The sequence below is a fragment of the Flavobacterium piscis genome, assembly GCF_031457575.1.
Classification (GTDB): domain Bacteria; phylum Bacteroidota; class Bacteroidia; order Flavobacteriales; family Flavobacteriaceae; genus Flavobacterium; species Flavobacterium piscis_A.
The window spans coordinates 191,701-216,546 of record NZ_JAVDWQ010000003.1; the positions used below are offsets into that span (position 1 = coordinate 191,701).

Consider the following 24,846-nt stretch of genomic DNA (forward strand, 5'->3'; position numbering starts at 1 on the left):
TGCGTTAAAATATTCATTTTAAATTATCAAAAATATTATATTGTTGTTCATTGACATTTTGATCGTTTTGAAAGTCATTTAATAATTGGCTTATGGGTGTTTTGTCAAAAGCAGAAACACCTAAAATTCGCATAACTTGATAAATCGATAATTCGCTTTTAACAGATTTTTTCACATACGCAACAATTAAATAGGTGCAAATTGCAGTCCAAATATGTATTTTGACTGCATTTTGTGAATGTCCCCAAAGTTTTTTAATTACTAAATTTTGCTTTATCCATTTAAAAAATGTCTCTATTTGCCATCTATTTTTATAAATATAAGAAACTTGAAGTGCTGATACCTCAAAGTTGTTTGTCATAAAAATAAGGTAATTATCTTTTTCTGCATCATAATATTCTATCAAACGAAGCTTTTTAGGATACAGTTTTTTCGATTTTGCAATCGTTAATTCAATTGTTTTATCAGCTCTTAAGCCTGTTGATTCGTCAATATTGAAATCTTGCTCGATAATAGTGTATTTTAAACTCGATTTTGCTCTTGTAACAAAATAAGAATCAAAGGTATTTATACGAAATAATGCTTTAAAGTCAACATACGCCTTGTCCATTACATAGATAGCTTCTGGCTCGGGTGTAATTTCATCAAGAATATTACTATCGTGATATTTTCCATCTGTAATGAGAATAAAACTAGGAATACTGCCTCTCAAGTCCAGTACAGTATGCATCTTTATTGCTCCGCGACTATATTTCCCTTCAGCCCACATTAAGAGATTTATACTGCACGAAATTGTTGTTGAGTCTAATGCGAACAATTCATTTTCAATAGATAAATTAGGAACAATACTATTTGTATAAAGAGGACGAACTAATTTTATCAGATAATATCCAAAATCTGCAAAAATTTGCCAATCCCGTTTTTCATTCGCTCTTGATAAAGTAGTATGATCAACGTAGTTCTTGATCCCTAGGTGGTAAAGCTTATTATGATGAGCTTTGAGACACAAACAAATGTCTCGTATAGAGTTCAGATTGGTAAGTTGACCAAAAAATAATTGTATAAATTGATTCCAACAATTTAATTCTCGAACTCGATAATTACCATTATATTTTTTTACTATTTTTTCAAACTCATATCTATTGACCAATTCTAATATTTGAGAAAAAACATATTTGCCTGAATTCATAATTTTACATTTTAAATGTAAAATCACAAACTTTCAATTCAAATCAAAAAATCAAAGAACGTCTATATACCTAATAAAATCAATACATTAGAAGCAAATTAATAAAGTTAACGCACCAGTACTAATTTTGAAAGATAAACATAAAGTTTTTTCAGAATTAAAAGGTTTCCATAAATACTTAGTAACTTTGCGCCATGCAAATGGAAAAAAAAGACATAAGAGCCTTATCAAAAGATCAGTTACGAGATTTTTTTGTCGCAAATAATGACAAAGCCTTTCGTGGCAATCAGGTGTATGAATGGTTGTGGAGCAAAGGGGCACACAGTTTTGATGATATGACCAATGTAGCAAAACCTACAAGGGCTATGCTGGAAAGTAATTTTGTAATTAATCATATTAAAGTCGATACCATGCAGCGTAGTGCGGATGGAACAGTAAAAAATGCTGTCCGTTTGCATGATGGCCTGGTTGTCGAATCAGTTTTGATTCCTACCGATACCAGGACCACAGCTTGTGTTTCTAGTCAGGTGGGTTGTAGTTTAGATTGTAATTTTTGCGCTACTTCACGTTTAAAAAGAATGCGAAATCTCGAGCCCGGAGAAATTTACGATCAGGTTATTGCAATAGATAAAGAAAGTCGTTTGTATCATAATCATCCGCTTTCAAATATTGTTTTTATGGGAATGGGCGAACCTTTGATGAATTACAACAATGTCATTAAAGCCATTGATATGATTACTTCTCCGGAAGGATTGGGAATGTCACCTAAACGTATTATGGTTTCGACTTCAGGAATTCCCAAAATGATTAAAAAAATGGCTGATGATGATGTCAAATTCAAACTGGCTGTTTCATTGCATTCGGCTATTGATGAAATCCGTGCCCGAATCATGCCTTTCAGTAAAAATTTTCCTTTAGCAGAATTGAGGGAATCTTTGGAATACTGGTACCGAAAAACCAAAAACAAAATCTCGTACGAATATGTGGTTTGGAAAGGAATCAATGACGATAAAGCTTCAATTGATGCCCTGGTGAAATTTTGCAAATATGTACCTTGTAAAGTAAACTTAATTGAATATAACCCAATTGATGATGGCGAGTTTCAACAAGCTTCGGAAGAATCTATTTTGGCTTACATAAAAGCTTTGGAAAATATAGGAATAGTGGTAAAAGTACGTCGCAGTCGAGGAAAAGATATTGATGCCGCTTGTGGTCAATTGGCGAACAAAGAAGGTTAAATCTCTGTAATTTGCTTCCAAAAATGGTTTTCAACTACCGAATTTTATTTTCAAAGTAGTATATTTGAAAACGAAATGAATATTACTTCTCAAATAAAACAGCCTATTTTTAACGAAATGGAACTTTTTGAAAAAAAGTTCTATGAATCGATGACTTCAAAGGTTGCATTGCTAAACCGTATTACCTATTATATTGTAAATCGTAAAGGAAAACAAATGCGTCCGATGTTTGTTTTTTTAACGGCAAAAATGGTTTCGGATGGTGTTGTAAACGAAAGAACATATCGCGGGGCGTCAGTAATTGAGCTGATTCATACCGCAACTTTGGTACACGATGATGTGGTAGATGACAGTAATCGCCGTCGCGGATTTTTCTCTATTAATGCACTCTGGAAAAATAAAATTGCCGTTTTGGTCGGGGATTATTTACTTTCAAAGGGATTATTGCTCTCGATAGATAATGGCGATTTTGATTTGCTTCGAATTATTTCTGTCGCCGTTCGCGAAATGAGTGAAGGCGAATTACTTCAAATTGAAAAAGCCAGAAGACTCGACATTACCGAAGATATTTATTACGAAATCATTCGAAAAAAGACCGCTACACTTATTGCGTCCTGTTGTGCTCTTGGCGCAAAATCAGTAATTGAAGATGATATTGAGGTAGAGAATATGCGCAAATTTGGAGAACTGATCGGAATGGCTTTTCAAATCAAAGATGACTTATTCGATTATAGTGAAGAAGCTATCGGTAAACCTACCGGAATTGATATTAAAGAGCAAAAAATGACGTTGCCTTTAATTTATGTTTTAAATACCTGTACTCCGCAGGAAAAAAAGTGGCTGATCAACTCCATCAAAAACCACAACAAAGACAAAAAACGCGTCAAAGAGGTTATTGCTTTTGTAAAAAACAACAATGGCCTGGCTTACGCCGAAAATAAAATGGTCCAATTTCAGCAGGAAGCACTTTCATTATTAGGGAATTATCCTGATTCTGAGTTCAAAGATGCCCTTACTTTGATGGTCAACTACGTTATTGAGAGAAAAAAATAAGTTTTTGATTAGATAATTATAAAATTTGAATATCATATAACTACCTGATATTCAGTTTTTTATTTTATAAATTTGATTTTTAGATCTTTTAATCATTAAATTTTTTAATCCCCATGCAACCCTTTTGCAACTTCAATCGTCTATGCTAATAGAAGTCTGTTAGAAAAACAAAAATCTGAATACTTATTAATGAAAATTATTCATTTACATCAGGAAGAAACCAAAATCATAAAGTTGGCTGTCGAAAATAACCGGCAAGCGCAACAGCAGATTTATAGCCGGTTTTCTTCAAAAATGCTGAGTGTTTGCCGCCAATATATAAAGGATATCCAGCTGGCAGAAGATGTAATGATAACGGCTTTTATGAAAGTGTTTGCCAACTTAAGCAAATTTGAACATAAAGGAAGTTTTGAAGGCTGGATCCGCCGGATTATGGTTAACGAATGTATTTCGTATTTAAGGGTTCAGAAAAAAGTAAAATTTGCTGAGGATGAAATTTATACTGAAGAAAGTTTTAATGAAATTGATAGTCAGTTTACGGTCGAACAAATCCAGTTTTTAATTGATGCTTTGCCGGATGGTTATAAAATGGTTTTTAATTTATACGCCATCGAAGGATACAAACACAATGAAATTGCCAGGATGTTAGGGATTAATGAAGGAACATCGAAATCGCAATTATCGCACGCCAGAAAAATGCTGCAAACACAAATTACTATTTTAAAAAAACAAGACAATGGAACCGAATAATTTTGAAAAGGATTTCCGTGAAAAACTAAACAAGCGTGCGATTGAACCAAGTGATAAAGCCTGGGGTCGATTAGATGCCATGTTGAGTGTTGCCGAAGAAAAAAAACAGCCTAAAAAGAAAAATATATGGCTGTATATCGCAGCTAGTGTTGCAGGCTTTTTATTGGTTGGAACTTTCTTTTTTAATCAAAAGGAGAATACAACTGAGACACCAAAAAGTGTTGTTATAGAAGAAAACATGAAAAAGGATTCAGTTGTAAAACCAGCTTTGAATACTATCGATTCCGTTAAAACCGGAATTGCCGCTTCAGAAAAAACTTCGACTCAGGTTTCAAATAAAGAAGAAATAAAAAATCTCAATCAAAAACCAAATAAAACCCTTAAAAATGAATCAAATCAAATAGCAGAGTCTTCAATCATTATCAAAAATCAGGAAAAACAATCAATCAGCAATCAAACGGTAATTCCCGAAATTGCTAAAAACGAAAGTGTCGATCAATTACTTGATACAGCAGAAAAAGCAGTTGTAGCTGAGAATTCGGCTAAGCCAAAATCAAAAGTAAAAATCAATGCCAATGATTTGCTTAATCAGGTAGATAGCGAACTGGAACTTTCGTTTCGGGAAAAAGTAATTTCAACAGTCAATAAAAATTATCAAACAGTAAAAGTGGCTTTGGCAACCAGAAATCAACAGGAGTGAAAGGGGGGGGAAAGAGTTAAGAGTTAAGAGTTAAGAGTTAAGAGTTAAGAGTTAAGAGTTAAGAGTTAAGAGTTAAGAGTGAAGAGTAAAGAGTAAAGAGTAAAGAGTAAAGAGTTAAGAGTGAAGGGTGAAGAGTTAAGAGTTAAGAGTAAAGAGTAAAGAGTGAAGAGTAAAGAGTAAAGAGTAAAGAGTAAAGAGTAAAGAGTTAAGAGTGAAGAGTGAAGGGTGAAGAGTGAAGAATAAAGAATGAAGAATAAAGAATGAAGAATAAAGAATGAAGAATAAAGAATAAAGAATAAAACAATTAAATAAATAATCATCAATCAATTTTAAATCATCAATCATGAAAAATTTTACCATTTATCTCGTTATTTTAGTTTTCTTATTTGTGAGCAAAGTGCTTGGACAGGAAACTTTTGAGTCAAGAGCAAGAAAAATTGCAAATAATATTGAAAAAATAACAAAAGAAGAAAAAGAGATATTAAAAGAAGAAGTCGAAGCTGTAAATGTCCAGTTATCTGAAGGGAAAATCACTAAAGAACAAGCTGATAAACGCAAAAAAGAACTAGCAGAAGCCAGAGCTGTAATAATTGAGGAAAAAGTGACCCTGGCCCAAAATGAGCTTAATGATCTGGTGCAGCAAAAAGTGGATGGAAAGATAAAAGAGCAGGATTCAACAGGAAAAGGCAGATTAGTTATCTATTGGGATAAAAAAAACTGGAATAATAAAAAAGACCAAGATTCGATTCATAGGGAAAAAAGAACTACTTCGCAATTTGTATTTGCCTTAGGTTTGAATAATATAATGGCAGACGGTAATCTTCAGGATTCAAATTACAAATTTACAGGCTCTCATTTTTATGAGTGGGGTTTTACGTATAACTCAAGATTATTGAAAAATAATAATTTACTGCATGCCAAATACGGACTTTCATTAATGTACAATAATATCCGTCCAACTGATAATCGCAGTTTTGTGGTTAATGGAGAGCAGACAGATTTGGTTACCAATACTATAAATTTAAAAGAATCACGTTTTAGAAATGTTTATCTGGTGGCACCGGTACATTTAGAATTTGACTTTTCAAAAGAGGGTCAGAATGGCGAAAAAAGCTATTTCAGAACACATAAAGGCTTTCGTTTAGGAGTTGGGGGGTATGCAGGAATTAATGTAAAATCCAAACAAATTTTAAAATATGAAGACAACGATTATAAAGCTACAGAAAAGATAAAAGGTGATTTTAATGTTAATAATTTTATTTACGGGCTAAGTACGTACATCGGTTATAAGGAAACAAGTTTGTATTTAAAGTATGATTTGAATCCGTTATTTCAGGATAATCTAATAAAGGAAAATAATATTTCACTAGGTCTTAGATTTGATCTGAATTAAAAATAAGTTTTGAATTAGTTAATAGAAAAAGCGCTTCGAAAGAGGTGCTTTTTTTGCGTGAAATAATTAAATTTCAACTTGGATTTGCGTATTTTTACAGGCTTACAAATTTTATAAATATTTTACGTTTTGATATCACAAAATACGATTGACACTGTTTTTGAAACTGCCCGGGTCGAGGAGGTTATTGGTGATTTTGTTAATTTAAAACGGGCCGGAAGTAATTTTAAGGGATTGAGCCCCTTCTCTGATGAACGCTCACCGTCGTTCATGGTTTCTCCGGTAAAACAAATCTGGAAAGATTTTAGTACAGGAAAAGGAGGGAATTCTGTTAAATTCCTGATGGAGCACTCCCAGTTTACCTATCCGGAGGCCATTCGGTATTTAGCTAAAAAATACAATATCGAGATTGAGGAAACTGAAAAGACGGATGAAGAAAAAGCAATAACAGACGTGCGCGAAAGCATGTACCTGGTTTCTGAATTTGCATCGAAATATTTTCAGGATGTGCTTTTGAATTCGGAAGAAGGAAAAGCGATTGGTTTGTCTTATTTTAAAGAAAGAGGTTTTACCAATGAAACTATTAAAAAGTTTAGCTTAGGATATTCGCCTGAAACCTGGGATGCTTTTACCAAAGAGGCATTAGGTAAAGGATATAAATTAGAATACCTGGAAAGCACAGGTTTAACGATTCCGAAGGATGATCGCCCTTTTGACCGCTTCAAAGGGCGCGTTATGTTTCCGATACAAAGTATGTCAGGACGTGTTTTGGGTTTTGGAGGCCGTATTTTAACGAATGATAAAAAAGCAGCAAAATATTTAAACTCTCCTGAAAGTGATATTTACCATAAAAGTAAGGTGCTTTACGGAATATACCAGGCAAAACAATCAATTGCAAAATTAAATAATTGTTATTTGGTAGAAGGCTATACGGATGTAATCCAGTTTAACCAAGCCGGAATTGAGAATGTTGTGGCGTCGTCAGGAACAGCTTTAACACCCGATCAAATTAGGTTAATCAACCGTTTGACAAGAAACATAACCGTGCTTTTTGATGGTGATGCAGCAGGACTTCGTGCATCAATCCGTGGAATTGATTTGATTTTGGAAGAAGGAATGAACGTTAGGGTTTGCACTTTTCCTGATGGAGAAGATCCGGACAGTTTTGCCCGAAAAAATTCGCACGATGATTTAGTTGCTTACCTGGAAGAAAACAGCAAGGACTTTATACAGTTTAAAGCGTCGATACTGATGGGCGATGCTAAAAACGATCCTATAAAAAAAGCCGATTTAATTCGGGACATGGTCAACAGTATTTCTAAAATACCGGATCGGATTCAGCGTGAAATTTATATACAGGAATGTGCCAGAATCATGGATATTTCTGAACAGGTTTTGATGAGTACTTTGGCGCAGTTAGTTCAGAAAGACATTACTGACGTTGGTAAAAAGCAAAAGCAGGAACAAAAAGCTTTTGAAATTATCAAAAATGAAAATCCTGAAGCGACTGAAAAGGTTGATAGCTTGTTTATTTTCGAAAGAGAAGTGATTAAAATTCTATTGCTTTATGGCGATGTCACTGAGGAATTCAAAGATGTTGTATTGAAAGTTGATGAAGAAGGTGTTGCCAAAGAAGTAGAGGAGAAAAGGAAACATAAAGTTTTTCAACGTATTTACCTGAGTTTACAGGAAGATGAAGTTGAACTTTCGAATGATTTATTCAGAGATATTTTTACGGATTTAATTGATTATTACAATCGAAATGAAAATTTTAGTTTAGATCAATATTTAATGCGTTTGCATCCGGATCTTGCCCAGGAAGTTACCAGTATCCTGATGGAAGATGAAAGGGAGGTCATTCATAATTGGGAAGGGCGAAATATTTTTCCAAAGCATAAAAATGTTACTATAGAACAAAATGTAACAGATACGATTCTGTCAATGCGATTGCTTTTAATAGTAAAGGTGATTACAGTATTACAGAATTCATTAATTGAAGAGCCGCGGGGAGACAGTTCTGAAGTTCTTCCAATGATTAATGATTATAATACATTAAAAAATAATATTGCAAGAGAGAAGGGTGTAGTAGTAGTAAATTATATCTCTTAATTTATTGGTCTCAGAAATAGTTTAAAACTATGCACTTTAGTGCATTTAGCTTTAGCCTCTAAAAATATTTTAACCACAAATTACACAAATTAATTTGTGAAAATTTGTGTAATTTGTGGCTAATAAATAAGTATTGCAACCTTGCAGACTTTCAGTCTGCCAACCAAACCTCTGCACTTTCAGTGCAGAGTGGTTTAGTGAAAAAGACATTTTATAAATACAAAAAGCTCTATATTGTTTCAATATAGAGCTTTTTTTTGGTTGCTGATTCACCGGAGTGAGGTCAGATTACCATTCAAACTAAATAATTTCTAATGTTTTAGCTTTGTTAACCAAGTCAACTAAATTAGTAACATTCAGTTTTGTCAACAATCTTAATTTGTAAGTACTGATCGTTTTTTCGTTCAGACTTAAGATTTTAGAAATTTCATTATTTTTCTTACCATCACTTAAGTAACGTAAAACTTCAATTTCACGATTCGAAAGTTTTCTGTACAAACGTTCGCTCTTGCTTTGTTTAGCTATAAGAGCCATGTTTTTACGCACAGTTTCATTGATGATAATTTTCCCTTCGTGTACTTTAATAATAGAAAGACCTAAAGTTTCAAGTTTTTCTGTTTTGTGTACATACCCCGAAACTCCTGCTTTAATTGCATTTGGTGCGTACATCTGTTCTGCCAGATCACTAAAAATAACAATTTTGGTTTTCGGGAAATTTTTCAAAATTGACTTTACTTCAAAAATACTTGAAAGACCTTCTAACTCTAAATCCAGAATTAGAATATCGACCTCCTTTGTTTGAAGAATGTCCCGAACCATTGAAAAATTGCCTACGTTGGCAATAATTGAAATTTCATCATGGTCTTTAAAATACGATTTAACGCCAAAGTGCGTAACAGGGTGGTTGTCTGCTAGACATACTTTAATCATAGTTTTACCTTTTTTAAAATTAATTATGTTTTTGGAGTGGTAAAATTAATAAATAAATTCTGTAAAATACCGAAAAATAATGTTAAAAAATATTATTTTAACGTTTCAGGGATTAAACACACCGGAATTGCCTCCATTTTATGCTTGTTACTGGCATTTAGTCTTTTATAAATTTCGAAAACAGTTTTTGATCTTCCGTTAAAGTCATCTGTTGTATTTCCTGCTTCTGCAGCTAACATAGCCCATTCTAATTCATCATAACTTGCTCCTAATTGATCCTCATCTGTTCTGTTATCGCCAAATAGCCCATCAGTTGGAGCGGCTGTTAAAATTGAGTCCGGAATTGTTAAAAATTCTCCAAGAGCATAGACATCAGACTTCATTAAATCGGCAATTGGACTTAAATCGACACCTCCATCTCCATATTTGGTATAAAAACCTACACCAAAATCTTCTACTTTGTTTCCTGTTCCGGCGACTAAAAGACCGTGGATTCCTGCTAAATAATATAATGATGTCATTCGCAAACGGGCTCTTGTATTGGCTAACGATAAACTTATTTTAGCATCATCACCTGTTTTTGGAACAGAATTTTTAAAAGCTTCAAAGGTTTGGGTCAGATCTGTTTTTATATCGGTAACATTTGGAAAACGTTTTTTTAATTGCTCAATATGTTCCCTTCCTCTTGAAACCTGGCTTTCAGCCTGATGTATTGGCATTTCAACACATAAAACCTTCAAGCCTGTCTGAGCACATAAAGTAGAGGTTACAGCAGAATCCACTCCCCCGGATATTCCAATTACAAAACCATTCACTTTTGCGTTGTTCGCATAATTTTTTAACCACTCTACAATGTGGGTATTTACTTTTTCTGTTTGAATAGTACTTTTTTTAGCCATAATAATTCAAGTTTTAAAATACAGGGATGTATATTTGCACAAATATTTTAAGTATATGTTTTACTTAAGTTAAGCAACACAAATCTAATTAAAATAAAATGAAAATATATCGCTTTGTAGTGGTTGTATGCCTGTTTTTTTTATCATGTGGTCAAAAAAGCAAAGTAGAAAAAGCAGTAGAAGAAATTCCGGTTGATATTCAAGTAGAGCGCTTTGATAAGGTTTTTTTTGAAACCAAACCGGAGGATTTGGCAAAAGTTAAAAAACAATATCCTTACTTCTTTCCAACAGGGAATGATGATAGTGTCTGGTTAAGTAAAATGCAGGAACCAATCTGGAGGGAGGTTTATAGTGAAGTGCAAAAAAAATATGCCAATTTTGAACCGGTCCGTCAGGAGTTCAATGCGCTTTTTCAGCATGTAAAGTATTATTTTCCAAAAACAAAAACGCCTAAAGTTATCACCGTAATCGGAGAAATGGATTATGATGCTAAAGCTATTTACGCAGATAGCCTGGTTATAGTTGCATTAGAATTATATTTAGGGAAGGAGCATAGATTTTACCAGTTTCCAAATTATTTGAAAGAAAATTTCGAGGAGAAGCAAATTATGCCCGATGTCGTATCAAGCTTTGCTTACAGAAATATTCCGGCCTATCCTGATAAAAACCTGATTTCTCAAATGATTTTTGAGGGAAAGCAATTGTACGCTAAAGATTTGCTATTGCCTGAATATACAGATGCTGATAAAATAGGCTACACACCAGAGCAAATAAAATGGTGTGAAGAAAATGAAGGCTATATGTGGCGTTACCTTATCGAAAAAGAAATGTTATACAGTATTGATACTAAATTAACTACCCGATTTATAGCCCCGGCCCCGTTTTCTAAATTTTATCTGGAAATAGATAATGACTCACCAGGAAGGGTTGGTGCCTGGATAGGCTGGCAGATGGTACGTTCGTATATGAAAAATAATACTGTAACTTTGCCGGAATTATTAAAAACGGATCCAAAAGAAATTTTTGAAAAATCAAAATATAAACCTAAGAAGTAATGTCAGATACAATACAATCAGAAATTAAATTCAATATTGAATTAGATGAAAACCGCGTTCCGGAAAAATTATCCTGGACAGCAAAAGACGGAGGAGTTGAAGCGGAAGAAGCAAAAGCAATTATGTTATCTATCTGGGACAGCAAAACGAAAGAAAGCATGCGAATTGACTTATGGACTAAAGATATGCCGGTTGATGAAATGAAAATTTTCTTTCACCAGACTTTAGTAGCGATGTCCGATACTTTTAAACGCGCTACAGATGACGAAAAAATGGCGGATACAATGAAAGATTTTTGTGACTACTTTGCAGAAAAACTGGACTTGACGAAGTAATTAAAATTCCAATAATAAAAATCCCAAATTCCAGACTTTAAAATTGGATTTTGGGATTTTTTTATTGAGTATTTTATCTATTGACAGATCTTTTCTGTAAATCCTTAAAAATTCGCTTTAAGGCTCCCAGCATTAAATTATTTGCGTTTTTGTAGAAAGTTACATTGTCTGCAAGTTTGCTGGATTTTTCTGTTTCCCACATAGATTTAGTGTTTCCTTTTTGAGTAATACCCACAACATTTTGCGAATAGATGATTTGTTTTAAGTTTAAATCATATATTTCCAGAATTACAGATGCTTCATTTTTTCCTGAATCACTATCATCCTGATAAAGTTCTACGCTGGAAAAGTCGCTTTTGGTTTTTTTGGTAGAAATATTAATAAAAAAATCAAAACCAGTTCCGTCCCTAAGTTCTTTTAGTTTTACGCTATTAGGATTTAAATGAATTTTTCTTGTAACCAATAACCCATTTACATCATTAATATAGAATAATCTGTCTCCAACGTTTTTTCTAAAAAAAGTTAAAGATTCAGAGGTCATTTTGTCTTTAGAATTTTTTGGGCAATCTAATTCATTTAAGAGCCATTTTCCGGATGTAAAATCAACACCAGTTCTTTGTCCCGTCATAAACATATAGCGTGGCGCTTGACATGATGATAAAATTAAGAGAAAAAGGAATGAGATTAATTTAAAATCCTTCATAAGCTGTATTAGATTTGTTTCAAATGTAGTTTAAAAAAAATATATGAATATGTTTATTTTAAAATTCAGGATTCTCTGTACGCAAGGGTTTTATAATAACGATACAAGTGATCATAAATAAGGAGTTCGTACATTCTCTGTCTGGAAGTATATTGTCTGTTAAGCATCATATGGATATGACTTGAGATAAAATCATTAATTGGAATTTCAATTTTATTTTTAATTTCTAAAACCTTTTCTGAGATTTGAATTTGTTTTTCTTCAATGATTTCGAAAAAATCAGGAAAGTCATGTTTAGCATCTTCTGTTACAAAACAGGCTAATTCGCCGGATAACTCCCGATACTTTTTATCTAGTTCTTTTTTTAATGTTTTATCGGCCTTAAATTCTTCCTTAAATGAATGTTGCAGGCTGTTCATCAGGTTATATTTATCTAAAGCAGTTAAAGAAAACGAATTTAAAAATGAATGAATTGAAGTGAAACTAAATAAAAGTGCCATTTCTTGTTTAGGAAATGTTTTTTTTACTGAAAGATAGTGAAGCATCATTTCGCTATCCTTCCAAAACAAAAATTCCGAATCCTCTATTGTGATTTCCCCATATCTTTCTAATTCCCTTTTATAAGTATCTGTCTGTATTTTCCATACTAAATTATCCCGAAGCAATTCATTCATAACAGCATAAAATGCTTTAATTACTTTTGATAAATTAGTAATGTTTTCGATTAAAAACCGAATTCTAAAATGCTCATCAGGATCTTTGTATCGAATGAAAAACCATTGTTGAATAATTTTTCTTTTTTTTAATTGTAAAATAACGGGCTGCAGTTTTTCAAGTAAAATAAGATCTGTTGTTTTAACGCCCGTATAAATTTTATAATACAGCCATTCACTTCCTAAACAAAAATTTCTTTGCATTTATGATTGCTCTTTATAAAATGATACAATAAACTGATTGGTAAATCCTTCTTCTTTACTGTTTCTCACAATAGGTTCTCCCTCGGCAAACAGAAATTCTTCCAGGATAATTTTGTCTTTATTTTGAGTTGATTTTAAAAATAACTGCATGCCGGTTTCTGTTTGAAAATCTAATAATAAGGTATTGTCAGAATTGATCCAATTCACAAAACGCGGAATACCTTTGTTTATCCTCCAGTCTGAAAATATTCTAAATTTTTCAGAGTTATTTAATTTAAGAAAAGGCGTTATATCTTCTTTATTAATAATCCACCGGGCTTTTGAAAGTATGGTTCCCCTATATTCTACCCTTGGAAAACAGCTGTAGTGTGACTCTAAAACTCCCCAGCTAAAGCTAAAGATTGGTTTTGTGTTTTGTGATTGCAAATCGCCCAGAAAATGATATAGTGGCAGCGCATTATTATTATTATTATTATTATTATTAGAAAAATGGTGGGCGTTCGATAAGCAGGGAATGATTTCTTTACCGAGTTTTTTAGAACGCAATATAATTTTATCGTTTTTTATAGAAACAAATAAATCATTTAAGTCAATAGTATTTTTCTTTTTAACGCCTGAATTTGCCAGATAGGCAATTTCATAATTTCTTAAAGCCGGTCTTCGTAAAATATTTCCTGTCCTGGATTGTGGAACATGAACAATTTCGGCCAAAATTTTATCTGCATGATACGCTTCTTCTTTTTGGATAATTTCTTTGGTTAGGTTATGAATGGCTGGATTTCCATTACAAAACCTTCCCAATAATTTTGCTGCGCTCCCATTTCCGGAAGATTCAATAGCAATCTTTTCATTGTTATAAATTTCAATCAAAACTGAAAATGTAGCAGGGGCATGATCAAAATTAGCATCAAAATCAGGAAAATCATTTTCTGACAAGTCTATTTTACTATGATTATTTGAAAAACATTCCTGCAGTTTTTTTTCTAAAATAGCATCATACGAAGTCCAAATTTGATTTTCGTCTTGTTTTTTTTGAGATTTAAAAGAGAAATTTTCTAATATTTCATGTGAATCATTCATATCCTGATGAAAGGGATAACCTAATCCGGCTTCTGTATCTAAAACAATCATAAGGGGCATCTCTTGTGATTCATATCTTTTGGAGAATGCACTAACGAAATTCGTAAGATTATCAGATTTGTATTTTGGTTGAATACCGTTTAAAAATTGAAGTGCGTGAGATACTTTTTTCACAGTACTACTATTTAAACTATTTGCTATAACAGTAGTATTTAAATCGGTTTGAAAAAGGTACTTTTCATCATATTCAAATCCTTTTTCCTGAATGTCTTCCCTGATTTTTAGATATTGGTTTACGGCAGGAATCAAAGAGGCATCTAAATCTGAAATTTGTTTATTGATGCTTTCTAAAAACTGATATTCGTTTTTTAAATCCGGGATTTTTTTTAAAATCGACAAAACCCGTTCATTTTCGTTATTGCCTGTTACAGTAGCATCTAATTCGCTTATCAAAAACTGAAAATTGATTAGGTGAATAATAAATTTTGTGGCTTCTTCTTTTTTAGAATCATCATTAGCCAACAATAGGACCATTTCATGAATGGTTAACCCTGATTTTGCTTTTAGGATTATTTCTTTTAATGCTTCAGATTGTCGTAATCCCGTAATACTATGTTCCCGCTTTGTTTTGACGTATTTATATTCGACATATCGATAAAAGTTCCCAAATTCGTAAATAGACGAATTTGGGTAATATTTAAGATGAAAGGTTGCTGTTTTGCGAGCAGCAATGTTTTGAAGCAATGACACCCAAAATTGCATATCAAATTGGGTAAAACGTTTATGCTTTTCCGGAAGCTCTAAGATAATGTTTGTCTCCTGGTCTATTTTTCCAACGGAACATCCGGCAAACAAACCAAAAGGGGTACACCGTGAAGACATTCTGGCAATGTATTTCAGGAGCGTTAATTCTAAAGCTGTTGTTTTTTCATCAAAGCAATCAGTCTCTGCCCATTTATCAAGTTCTTTTGTCAGTTCTGGTGAGGCCAGAGTAAGAGCTTCTTTGATTAAAGGTATTTTGTAGCTGCTAATCGCTTTTTCGCGGGAATAATTTTCTGAAAGATCTAAATAAAATGATAATGGAAATGAAGGTGTTCGTAAAATATATTGAGAGAAATACTTAATTTTAAATAGGCGCATTTATTTCTTTTTTAAATTGTAATCCGGATGACCAAGCTGCCAATAAAAAAATGCATAGGAATCAGCAAGACCATCGTACAACTTGTCAGAAGATACACCTCCACCATGACCACCTTCGGCATCAACCTTTAAAAGAGTGGGATTATTGCCCGAATTATTAGCCTGGAGTTTGGCTGCAAATTTTGCCGGAATCCAGGCTGTTACACGAGGATCATTCATACCGGCAGTGATCAAAGTTGCAGGATATTTAGTCCCTTTTTTTATATGATGAAAAGCATCCATTTCAAGTAGTGCCTTAAACTCTTCTTTATTTTTAACAGTTCCAAATTCTTTTACGTTATTTAGACCATTTGGTGCTATTTCAGCACGAACCGTATTTATTGACCCTATCAATAACTGCTGCTTTAAATAAATCAGGTCTGTCTGTAATAGCCCTGCTTATTAAGATGCCGCCTGCACTTGCTCCTTCTGCACCCAAATATTCAGGAGAAGTATATTTTTCCTTAATTAAAAACTCTGCACTCGAAATAAAATCTTTCCATGTGTTTGGTTTTGTTTCTTTAAAACCGCCTTTATGCCATTGATCGCCTTTTTCTCCGCCACCTCTGACATGTGTATGTACTAAAATACCTCCATCTGCAACCCACAATAAACTATATGGAGAAAAATAAACGTCATTTGAACTCCCATATGCACCATATCCGTCCATGATAACTCTGTTTTTACCATTTTTTTGCAATCCTTTTTTGTAAATAATGGTTAGTGGTAAATCCAATCCGTCATGTGTTTTTATTTCTATTTCTTCTACAACGATGTCTTTATACTCTGAATAATCCGCTTGTTCACGAAAATCTTCCAGTTTTAAGGTATCCGTTTTAATATCATACTTGTATCTTTTTCTTTCCTGAGTCCATCCGGTACAAGAAATCCAGATATCTGATACATCTTCACTTATTGTTTGTATGTAAATCATACCGGAAGGTACCGGCAAAATTATTTTCTTATAAGTATGCCCATCATAAAAATAAAAATTTGCTACTACTCCGTTTTTTATGGTGGAGAAAAAAAGCCCGTCTTTCGTTTTTACAACATCATCTATTATTTCATCGTTTATTTGTGGAACTATAACTTTCGGTGCTGAAAAATCCGGAGCGGCAAGCGATGTTTTACATAATTGGCTTTTGTTATTTTTCTCCGAAATAAATATTATATCATTTCCATCGCTTATAAAAGTTTTAATTTTTTCTTCTTTTTTAAAAAAAGGCTTCCAGATTATTTTATCATTATAAACATCAATCACATTTGCATAATAATAGTCGTTGTAAGGAGTAGCTCCGCCAATACGCCCAAATATGTAATTGTTGAACTTTTGAGGGATTTTAATAATAGGAAAATCTTCTTTATTTAATTTTAATTCCGGATTATTTGATATGGAAAAAATATCTTTTATTGTATTAGGATTGCTTCCTGTTTTATAAACAACAGACTGTGTATTCATGATAAAATCATCAGACATCCTGTCAATATTTGGAATATGAACATACGTAATTCCAGAATTGTCAGGCAGCCATTTTATGCCTCCTATTCCGGTAGGCCAGGTATTGGGGATAATTTCGGGTAACAATTTATTTTTTGATACATCATAAATAACGATTTCGGCAATTTCTTTTCCGCCTTCGGTGATTGCAATAGCTACTTTAGAGCCGTCTTTGGCAGGGGTATAATAACTTATGACATATTTTTTATTAGTCTCTGGTTTAAAATCCTTTGGGTCAAAAAGCAATTGTTCTTTACCACTAAGTCCTTTTTTGCAATATAATTTTCGATACGTATCTTCACCACGCATTTTTGTATAGAAATAAGTACCATCTGTAGTTATATTTATACCACCATAAATAAATTCAGTTTTCTTATCGATGTTTAACATTCTTTGCAAAAACTCATTTCTTTTTGAAATGCTTTTCAGGATTGATTCAGAATAAGCAGTTTGGCTTTTCATCCAATTAACAACAGCAGGGTCATCTAAATTCTCTAAATTTCTGTATTCATCAACAATTGTAACTCCATGATATACATCGGTTGCTGGAATTGAAGGAGCTAAAAGAGGTGCTTGTGCCGAGATAATTCCAGAAAAACCAAGGACTGATAAGACTATATTTTTTTTCAATTTATTTGTACTTAAAAAGATTATTATACTTTTTTATTCTTGCTCACTTTTTCAGCAAGCTGCATTGCATTGTAAACATTTAAAACTTTCCCTGATTTGGATAATTCTGAAAACAGAACTTTTTGGTCTTTTGTTCCTGGTACAATAACTTCAAGATTATAAAGGTTTTTTTAGAATTTTTACAGATTGACTTAATTTTGTGAAAAGTACCAGCTTGAAAGATTTTTATTAGTTTAATTCTGTTTATTTAATTTAAACTTAGGATGCCCCATCTGCCACAAGGCAAATGCAAACCCATCAGCAAAATCATTATAAAGTTGCAAATTAGAACTATCCATGCCGTGTCCCGCATCATAATCTACGGCAAAAAGAATTGGATTAGGAGATATTGTTGATGCTTTTATTCGGGCTACAAACTTACCAGAAATCCATGGAGCAACGCGGGCATCATTCATTCCAACCGAAATCAAACAAGCCGGGTATGAAACTCCCTTTTTTAGATGCTGATATGAATCCATTTCGTAGAGTGCTTTAAATTCTTCTTCGACATCTGGATTCCCAAATTCTTTCATTCCATTTTGTCCATTCGAGACCTCTTTAATTCTTGAAGGATTCAGATCTCCATTTTCACAAAGCATCACCTTAAATAAATCGGGTCTTTCTGTTATAGCTCTACCAACTAAAATCCCTCCTGCACTTCCGCTAGAAATGGCAATTTTATTATTATTTGTTATTTTTTCTTTAATTAGATATTCCGCTGTAGCTATTAAATCTCTCCAAGTATTAGGTTTGTTAGCTTTATAACCACCCTGATGCCAATCATCTCCTTTTTCTCCTCCTCCTCTAACATGACTAACGACATACACACCATCATTTAATACCCAAGACAAGTAAATAGGTTGAAATGTAGGTGTTAAGGATATTCCATACGCCCCATATCCATCTATTAATACATTATTCATTTTATTTTTTTTAAGTCCTTTTTTATAAATCAAGGATACAGGTACTAAAGCTCCGTCTTTCGCTGGAATCTCAATTTCTTCAACTACAAAATTTTGATATTCCGGATAAGAGATAACAGGAGATAAAGGAGCTTCAATAAATTTATTTTTCAAAACATCATAATTATATCTTTGTTTTGCATTAATCCAGCCACTGCAAGATATCCATAAGTCAGAACGGAATTTATTTTTAATTTGTATTGATAGCGTTCCTGCTTTAATTGGTAAACTAATTTGCTTTGTTTCTTTATCATCCACAAAATACAAATGAGCCTCTACACCATTTTTGGTAGTGGAGTAAAATAATCCATCTTTTGTAATAACGAAATCATCAATTGATTCATTTTTGTTTTCTGGTACTATCGTTTTTGATTTACTAGAATCAAAATTTGCTATAAATCCTTTAATTATTTTGAAATTAGAAGCTCCCTTTGATGACAAACAAAAAATAGAGTCGCCTAAAACAATTTGATCTTTAATATTGTCTTCTTTTTTAAATAAAGGTTTCCACTCTATTTGTTTATCATTTAAATCCTGAATTTTAGCATAAAAACAATCATAATAGTTTGATGCTCCACCCAAAAAGCCTAAAATATATTTATCCTTTGTAGTAAATTCACAAACAATAGGAAAATCTCCTGATTTGATAGTTAGTTCCGAATTACTATTTTTTGAAAAAATAACCTTATGATATAGAGGGTCATCTCCTAATTTATAAATAACAGATTCAGTATTCAAGAGGTAATTTTTATTGTTTGAATCGATGACGGGAATGTGTTGATAAATAATACCCGAATTATCCAAAAGCCATTTTATTCCTTTTAATTCAGCCGGCCATGCATTTGGTAGCACTTCAGACCTGATTGTTTTAGTACTTACGTCCAAAAAAGCAATTTCGCCAATTTCTTCACCATTTTTCGATAAACCTAATGCAACTGTTTTATTATCCCATGAAGGTTTTAGATAATTGATTATGTATCCTTTTTTATATTCAACCGGATCGAAAAGCAAAGTTTCATCTCCTTTTTCAGATTTCTTATAATATAATCTCCCTGTTTTATCTTTATCAGTTTTTTTTAAATAAAAAAAGAAATCATCATCAGTAATATTTAACAATGTTACATTATATGATTTTCTACTTTCAATTTCTAACAATTTATCAACAATCGCCTTTCTACCGGAAATATTGTCCAATAAAGATCGTGTTTTTAAACTATTTTGCTTAAACCATTTTTGGACTAATAAATCATCTAATTTTTCCATATAACGATATGGATCAGAAATATTTTTCTCAAAATATTTTTCATTCAGAGGCTTCTCTGGCAATAAAATATTCTGACCTATAAGTAGAGTATTAGTAAAAATTAAAACTAAAAAAAATATGCAAACTTTTATTTTGAACATTGATAAAACTTTTAAAGATAAAACCGGGATATTATTTTTAATCTCGACGACCAATTTTAGCAGGATCAGCGGTTATAATTCCGCCACCATCATCACCTGCATTTCCTCCTACAATTACTTTTTTATTTTTTAATTAAAAGAATTCTTCAAGGCTCTGCCTCGGGGTTTAGTGTAAAAAGAAAGATTATTATATTTGCTGGATGAGTGAACATATTTTCAAACGACATAATAAAAGTTTGTTGCTTTATCATTTAGTTTGTCCTAATAAAATAAATATAGAAGGAATGTTTTGACCAATTCTGTAGAAAAGAGTTTGGTTTCTCTATGTGAAAATATTTCAGAGTGCTATGAGATTCATTTTATCGAGATTGGAGCAGATGAGAATCACGTTCATTTTTTGATACAAAGTGTTGAAAAAATTTCAGTTGAAATAATGGTTAGAACCGTAAAAAGTATTAATGCTAAAGAGATTTTTAGATTGCATCCAGAGATTAAGCATCAGTTATGGGGTGGCAATTTTTGGACTAGTGGATATTAGTGAATACCGTTGGTCAATATGTGGATACCGTTAGTCAATATGGGAATGAGGATGTTATTCAGAAATACATTCAAAACCATGGTGAAGAAAAAACAGTTTATAAATCGTTTAACAAAAATCAATTGCTGTTATCTTTCGAGTAACGTAATACCTCAAGGCTCTACCTCGGGGTAATTCATTCAGCAATTTTAAATTTTTCTAATGAGAACTTTTTTGGTGTTTCAACTGTCTTTTTTTCATGGTTTTATAATTAATTTTTTACAAATGTAGAGATTGGGTAATTGAAAATAAAGAAACAATACATCAGATTTATAAATTTCGATCAAAAAGAACATTATGCTACTGTTCATCAATTGTTTATAATAAAATAAAATTATACTGTTTCATTAATTTTTTTATAAAATAGGAAGGCTGTAGCCCCGTATTATTAAAGAAAGCCTTAGCGAAAGACTCAGAATTGCTAAATCCTACTTCCTCAGCAATGGCTTTAATAGTGTATTTTTGAAATTTATTTTCAGATTTTAATCTTTTTATTGCATAAGCTATTCTCAAATCATTAAGATACTGGCTAAAGTTTTTATTTTTATATTGGTTTATAGTTTTAGAAAGATAACTGCTATTCGTTTCAAATCTTATGCTAAGATCACTTAATTTTAAATTTAACTCTAAATATCCCATATTCTTTTCAAATGTATTTAATTTTTGCAATAAATCATTTGCAATTGATATAGGTAAATCTAAAGATTTTGTTTTATTTTTTCCAATTATTACATCAGTAGATTCAATTTTCGATTGTGATTGATTGATTATTATTTGAAATTTTTCTTCAGCCATTATTTTCTCTTTTCTAATTTTAGACAAGTATAATAAAGCGAAAATTAATCCCATAAAAACCACCAAAACTATTCCAATATAGATTTTTTGCTCTTTGTTCATTTCTGAAATTATTTTTTCTTTCTGCAACAACAAATGAGGCGTATCATATTTCTGATTCATATTGTCAGATAGCACAATATTATTTTTGTTTAATTTTTCGTCGATTTCATTTAACCTATTTAAATAATAAAGTTGTTTGCTATTATCTTTCAATTTCCTGTAAATCTCAATTAAATGAAGATAACTATTACGTAAAATAGCAGTGAATTCATGTGTTGTTATTAATATAGAATCTACTTTTTCAAAATATTTTTTAGATTTAAAATCGCTTTTTTCACCTTGTAAGACATTTTCTCCTCTATAGTAATAGGCTATAGCCTGATTTATTTTATCAGTTTTTAACAAAATTATAGCCTCATCTAATGTTTTATTACTTAATGAAAAGTTTTTTTTAAAATGATATGAGATTCCTTTATTAAGCATGAAATATTTATAATATGGGTCTTGCTCTTTCATTTTACTTAAGAAAAGTTCTATATAATGTAAAGCTAAATCTGGTTTGTTAAGACGATTATAAATATTAGATAATATCCAGGCAGAATAGACATAATAAGGAGAATCAGGATTTTTATTTTTATAGTAATTATAATTTTCAATGATAAGAGGTAATGCCTCCTGAGGTTTACCTAATTCAATCTTTATTAAACCAATCTGTTGATTAATTAGTATTTTTTGCTCTATATTCCCAGACTTATCAGAATAGCCTTCAGCATTCAGTATATCAACTAATGCTTTATTAAACTGTCCATCAGAAAAAGAGATTATGCTTCTTAATATATAAGCTTTTGCAGGAAAAATGAAATCATTTCTCTTTTTTGTTAAAGCAATAATTGAATCTGTTAAACGAAACAATGAGTCTTCTCTAGAAATATAAGCAAGCATGTACATTCCTTTTGCCTTAATTATTTCATCATCTTGCCATTTTGATTTTTTATAATATGTTTTAGCATAGATATTTAGTTTTTTTTCATTCATAATCGATTTATCAAAATGATCCTCTAAAATTTTAAAACTCATTTTCTTTAAGGAATCTGGAATAACAAAAGTTTCTTTTTTTTGTGAAAAAAGTGTTGAGGTCACTAATAATAAAAATAATAAGAGTAAATTTTTCATTGTTCTGCTATAATATTTTATAGTGCTAAGTTGAATATGTGATCCTAATTTGTAAGGACAAAAAATTAATAGGATATAATGGAGTTCTTACTATAAAAGAAGAAAAAAACTATAGTAATTTTCTGATTTAAAAATACGACGGTAAATAAAACAACATAAGAATAGTTTTGGTAAAAATAAATATTTTTTTGTGTAAAGGGCTTATTTATATATATAAATCTCTTTAAAAAAATAAATTAATAAATAACTGAAAATGAATGTATTATGATTTTTTTTTAGTAAGTTTTATAAATTAAGACTCTAGATTTATGAATTTCGATAGACAACATTTGCGAGCAAGATGATGTTTATTTAGTTTTGGCTTCAGGAAAGTATGACAATTTTTACAGTAAGACGTTACGATAAGAAGTAGATTATTTATCTAAATGTAATTGGCCAATTACATAGGGATTGGTTCAGTTTTAATTGATTCCTAAAAAATATTCAATAAATGTGGTAAAGTGATTACCAAAAATGTTTAACTATTAAAAACATAAATCATGAATTTAGAAAATTTAAATTTAGTTGAGCTTAATGCTCTAGAAAAAAAAGAAGTTAATGGTGGAGGATGGGCTGAATGGGTCATTGCAATTGCTGATAACTGGGGGGATATAAAAGAGGGTTTAAGTGCAGGATACAATAAACACTGGTAACACTAATTTATAAAAAAACAAAAAAGTTGATATTAAAGAATGGAATATTATAAGTAGTTGTATAATTTAAAATATCAATTTACAACTAATTAATTCCTAACACTTTATTATCTATTTATGTCTAATATTAAAACAAATAAAATGAACTTAGAAAATTTAAACGTAGTAGAACTTACAGTTATTGAGAATCAAGAAATAGATGGAGGAAAACATCAAAATCTATGGTATGATATTGCTTATGGAATTGGTGTTGTTGTTAGAGGTCTTCAGAGTTTTGGAGAAGGTGGGGTTTCAGGATCCGCAAATCGTTTCTCGTAAATCGTTTCAACTGTTATAATTTTTAACTAAAGCTGATTGTTATTAATAACAATCAGCTTTTTAAAAGCATAAAAAATGAATTTATTTAACAATTTGTGTTTAGAAATAAGTTGCAATCAAATAAAAACATGGAGGTTTATATTATTAATAATATTATTTAATTTATTGACGTCGTTCATTTTTTCATCAATTGCTCATTTCTTTTTTAACAAAGAAATTTTAGAAGGTTTTGAAAATAATTTTGGTTCATCTTTGAAGGAACAATTATTTTGGATTGTTCTTATTGTTCCTTTTTTTGAAACCTTATTTTACCAATATGCAATTATAGAAACAGCTAATAAAATAGTCAATCCATTTATAAGCTGTATAATTTCTGCTTTAATATTTGGCTTATCTCATACTTATAATATATTCTATTTTCTTTTTGCTGTTGTTACAGGTTTTCTTTTCGCAACAATCTATTATGCAGGCAGTATAACAAAAAGAGGTATATTTTATACTTTCCTGGCTCATTCTATTTATAATGCAATTGCATTTATATTAAATTATGTGAAATTTTAAAAATTAATTATGACTAATAAGATTCTGAATAATAGTAATATTTTAATTTTTATAAAAAAATATTATTTGTCATTGCTTTTTATTTTCTATTTATTCTTAACTGTTTTAAATGGTTATTTTTTTAATTGGGTAAATAACACATTTTTCAATTTTACTAATGAAACAGAGAATGGACTAAGAGATTTTTCATATAATGAAAAATTCATGCTAATTGTAATTATCGCTCCGCTGGTTGAGACAGTTATTTTTCAATATCTGCCAATTAGGATTCTCGAGAAATTAAGATTAGAAAATAATTGGGTGAAGATAATTTTAACGAGTCTTTTATTTTCATTATTTCATTTTTATAACCCAATATATGTAGCAATGACATTTGTTAGTGGTATGTTGTTAAATAAATTTTATTTAGAAAGTAGAGCTAAAAGTAAATTTTATTTTGTTTTAACAGCCTTATTACATTCAATGTATAATTTATATGGTTACCTTTTTGTAAAGTAATTTACCACTATGACAAATTTATTAACTCTTAAAAAAAGATATGGAAACAAATAAAGATTTAATTCTAAGAAATATTAAAGATTTTACAGATCTTTTGTTTTTTAGATTTTCTACTGAAAAGAATTCA

General features: G+C 31.2%; 22 protein-coding genes and 1 pseudogene. 13 read left to right on the plus strand and 10 right to left on the minus strand.

Features of this window, described 5'->3' with window-relative positions; translation table 11 throughout:
• Positions 1-13 precede the first annotated feature (13 nt).
• Positions 14-1,189: an IS4 family transposase gene (locus J2W48_RS06185; RefSeq protein ID WP_310279463.1), complete on the minus strand. Its 1,176-nt coding sequence runs from the start codon at positions 1,187-1,189 to the stop codon at positions 14-16.
• A 194-nt stretch (positions 1,190-1,383) separates the two neighbouring features.
• Here J2W48_RS06185 and rlmN point away from each other — a divergent pair, with 194 nt between their 5' ends.
• From rlmN to dnaG, 6 genes are all read left to right on the plus strand, one after another.
• Positions 1,384-2,427 carry a dual-specificity RNA methyltransferase RlmN gene (gene rlmN / locus J2W48_RS06190; RefSeq protein WP_310279465.1) on the plus strand — a complete coding sequence of 348 codons (1,044 nt, stop codon included), beginning with the start codon at positions 1,384-1,386 and terminating at the stop codon, positions 2,425-2,427.
• A gap of 75 nt (positions 2,428-2,502) precedes the next feature.
• Positions 2,503-3,480 carry a polyprenyl synthetase family protein gene (locus J2W48_RS06195; protein ID WP_310279468.1) on the plus strand — a complete coding sequence of 326 codons (978 nt, stop codon included), beginning with the start codon at positions 2,503-2,505 and terminating at the stop codon, positions 3,478-3,480.
• A 189-nt stretch (positions 3,481-3,669) separates the two neighbouring features.
• The gene (locus J2W48_RS06200; protein WP_310279471.1) at positions 3,670-4,230 is read left to right on the plus strand and encodes an RNA polymerase sigma factor; all 561 of its coding nucleotides are present in this window, start codon (positions 3,670-3,672) and stop codon (positions 4,228-4,230) included.
• Positions 4,217-4,930 carry a hypothetical protein gene (locus J2W48_RS06205; RefSeq protein ID WP_310279473.1) on the plus strand — a complete coding sequence of 238 codons (714 nt, stop codon included), beginning with the start codon at positions 4,217-4,219 and terminating at the stop codon, positions 4,928-4,930. The genes J2W48_RS06200 and J2W48_RS06205 overlap by 14 nt, the downstream gene beginning before the upstream one ends.
• A gap of 343 nt (positions 4,931-5,273) precedes the next feature.
• On the plus strand, positions 5,274-6,323 hold the full coding sequence (locus J2W48_RS06210; protein ID WP_310279475.1) for an ATP synthase subunit B family protein: 1,050 nt from the start codon (positions 5,274-5,276) through the stop codon (positions 6,321-6,323).
• Positions 6,324-6,452: 129 nt separating this feature from the next.
• Complete coding sequence (gene dnaG / locus J2W48_RS06215; RefSeq protein WP_310279478.1) at positions 6,453-8,432, plus strand: DNA primase; 1,980 nt, start codon at positions 6,453-6,455, stop codon at positions 8,430-8,432.
• A 300-nt stretch (positions 8,433-8,732) separates the two neighbouring features.
• Here the strand turns inward: dnaG and J2W48_RS06220 are convergent, their stop codons facing one another.
• A complete protein-coding gene (locus J2W48_RS06220; RefSeq protein WP_310279480.1) occupies positions 8,733-9,362 on the minus strand; it encodes a LuxR C-terminal-related transcriptional regulator in 630 nt (209 codons plus the stop codon).
• 92 nt (positions 9,363-9,454) lie between these two features.
• Positions 9,455-10,261, minus strand: a complete 807-nt coding sequence (gene nadE / locus J2W48_RS06225) for an NAD(+) synthase (RefSeq protein ID WP_310279482.1) — start codon at positions 10,259-10,261, stop codon at positions 9,455-9,457.
• Between the two features lie 98 nt (positions 10,262-10,359).
• Between nadE and gldB the strand changes: the two genes are divergently transcribed.
• Positions 10,360-11,316 (plus strand): gliding motility lipoprotein GldB, encoded by a 957-nt coding sequence (gldB, locus tag J2W48_RS06230; RefSeq protein WP_310279484.1) that lies wholly within the window; start codon positions 10,360-10,362, stop codon positions 11,314-11,316.
• Positions 11,316-11,651 carry a gliding motility protein GldC gene (gldC, locus tag J2W48_RS06235; protein ID WP_310279486.1) on the plus strand — a complete coding sequence of 112 codons (336 nt, stop codon included), beginning with the start codon at positions 11,316-11,318 and terminating at the stop codon, positions 11,649-11,651. Before gldB ends, gldC begins: the two co-directional genes overlap by 1 nt.
• Positions 11,652-11,724: 73 nt before the next feature.
• Here the strand turns inward: gldC and J2W48_RS06240 are convergent, their stop codons facing one another.
• The 6 genes from J2W48_RS06240 to J2W48_RS06265 all read right to left on the minus strand — a co-directional run bounded on the left by J2W48_RS06240 (position 11,725) and on the right by J2W48_RS06265 (position 20,063).
• Complete coding sequence (locus tag J2W48_RS06240; RefSeq protein ID WP_310279488.1) at positions 11,725-12,354, minus strand: hypothetical protein; 630 nt, start codon at positions 12,352-12,354, stop codon at positions 11,725-11,727.
• Between the two features lie 65 nt (positions 12,355-12,419).
• Positions 12,420-13,271: a thiopeptide-type bacteriocin biosynthesis protein gene (locus J2W48_RS06245; RefSeq protein WP_310279490.1), complete on the minus strand. Its 852-nt coding sequence runs from the start codon at positions 13,269-13,271 to the stop codon at positions 12,420-12,422.
• Positions 13,272-15,491, minus strand: a complete 2,220-nt coding sequence (locus tag J2W48_RS06250) for a lantibiotic dehydratase family protein (RefSeq protein WP_310279492.1) — start codon at positions 15,489-15,491, stop codon at positions 13,272-13,274. It abuts the gene before it with no gap.
• Positions 15,492-15,884, minus strand: coding sequence for a prolyl oligopeptidase family serine peptidase (locus J2W48_RS06255; RefSeq protein ID WP_310279494.1), 393 nt, complete (start codon positions 15,882-15,884; stop codon positions 15,492-15,494).
• Positions 15,853-17,658, minus strand: a complete 1,806-nt coding sequence (locus tag J2W48_RS06260; RefSeq protein ID WP_310279496.1) for a prolyl oligopeptidase family serine peptidase — start codon at positions 17,656-17,658, stop codon at positions 15,853-15,855. The genes J2W48_RS06255 and J2W48_RS06260 overlap by 32 nt, the downstream gene beginning before the upstream one ends.
• A 233-nt stretch (positions 17,659-17,891) precedes the next feature.
• Positions 17,892-20,063, minus strand: coding sequence for a prolyl oligopeptidase family serine peptidase (locus J2W48_RS06265; RefSeq protein WP_310279498.1), 2,172 nt, complete (start codon positions 20,061-20,063; stop codon positions 17,892-17,894).
• Positions 20,064-20,263: 200 nt separating this feature from the next.
• On the opposite strand from J2W48_RS06265, the pseudogene tnpA reads away from it, so the two are divergent.
• Positions 20,264-20,744, plus strand: a pseudogene (gene tnpA, locus J2W48_RS06270) (IS200/IS605 family transposase).
• Between the two features lie 214 nt (positions 20,745-20,958).
• Here tnpA and J2W48_RS06275 read toward each other — a convergent pair.
• Positions 20,959-22,650, minus strand: coding sequence for an AraC family transcriptional regulator (locus J2W48_RS06275; RefSeq protein WP_310279500.1), 1,692 nt, complete (start codon positions 22,648-22,650; stop codon positions 20,959-20,961).
• Between the two features lie 539 nt (positions 22,651-23,189).
• On the opposite strand from J2W48_RS06275, the gene J2W48_RS06280 reads away from it, so the two are divergent.
• The 4 genes from J2W48_RS06280 (at position 23,190) to J2W48_RS06295 (ending at position 24,719) form a co-directional block, all read left to right on the plus strand.
• Positions 23,190-23,342: a hypothetical protein gene (locus J2W48_RS06280; protein WP_310279502.1), complete on the plus strand. Its 153-nt coding sequence runs from the start codon at positions 23,190-23,192 to the stop codon at positions 23,340-23,342.
• Between the two features lie 141 nt (positions 23,343-23,483).
• Positions 23,484-23,660, plus strand: a complete 177-nt coding sequence (locus tag J2W48_RS06285) for a hypothetical protein (protein ID WP_310279503.1) — start codon at positions 23,484-23,486, stop codon at positions 23,658-23,660.
• Positions 23,661-23,735: 75 nt separating this feature from the next.
• Complete coding sequence (locus J2W48_RS06290; protein WP_310279505.1) at positions 23,736-24,221, plus strand: CPBP family intramembrane glutamic endopeptidase; 486 nt, start codon at positions 23,736-23,738, stop codon at positions 24,219-24,221.
• A 9-nt stretch (positions 24,222-24,230) separates the two neighbouring features.
• Positions 24,231-24,719: a CPBP family intramembrane glutamic endopeptidase gene (locus J2W48_RS06295; protein ID WP_310279507.1), complete on the plus strand. Its 489-nt coding sequence runs from the start codon at positions 24,231-24,233 to the stop codon at positions 24,717-24,719.
• The last annotated feature ends 127 nt before the right edge of the window (positions 24,720-24,846 follow it).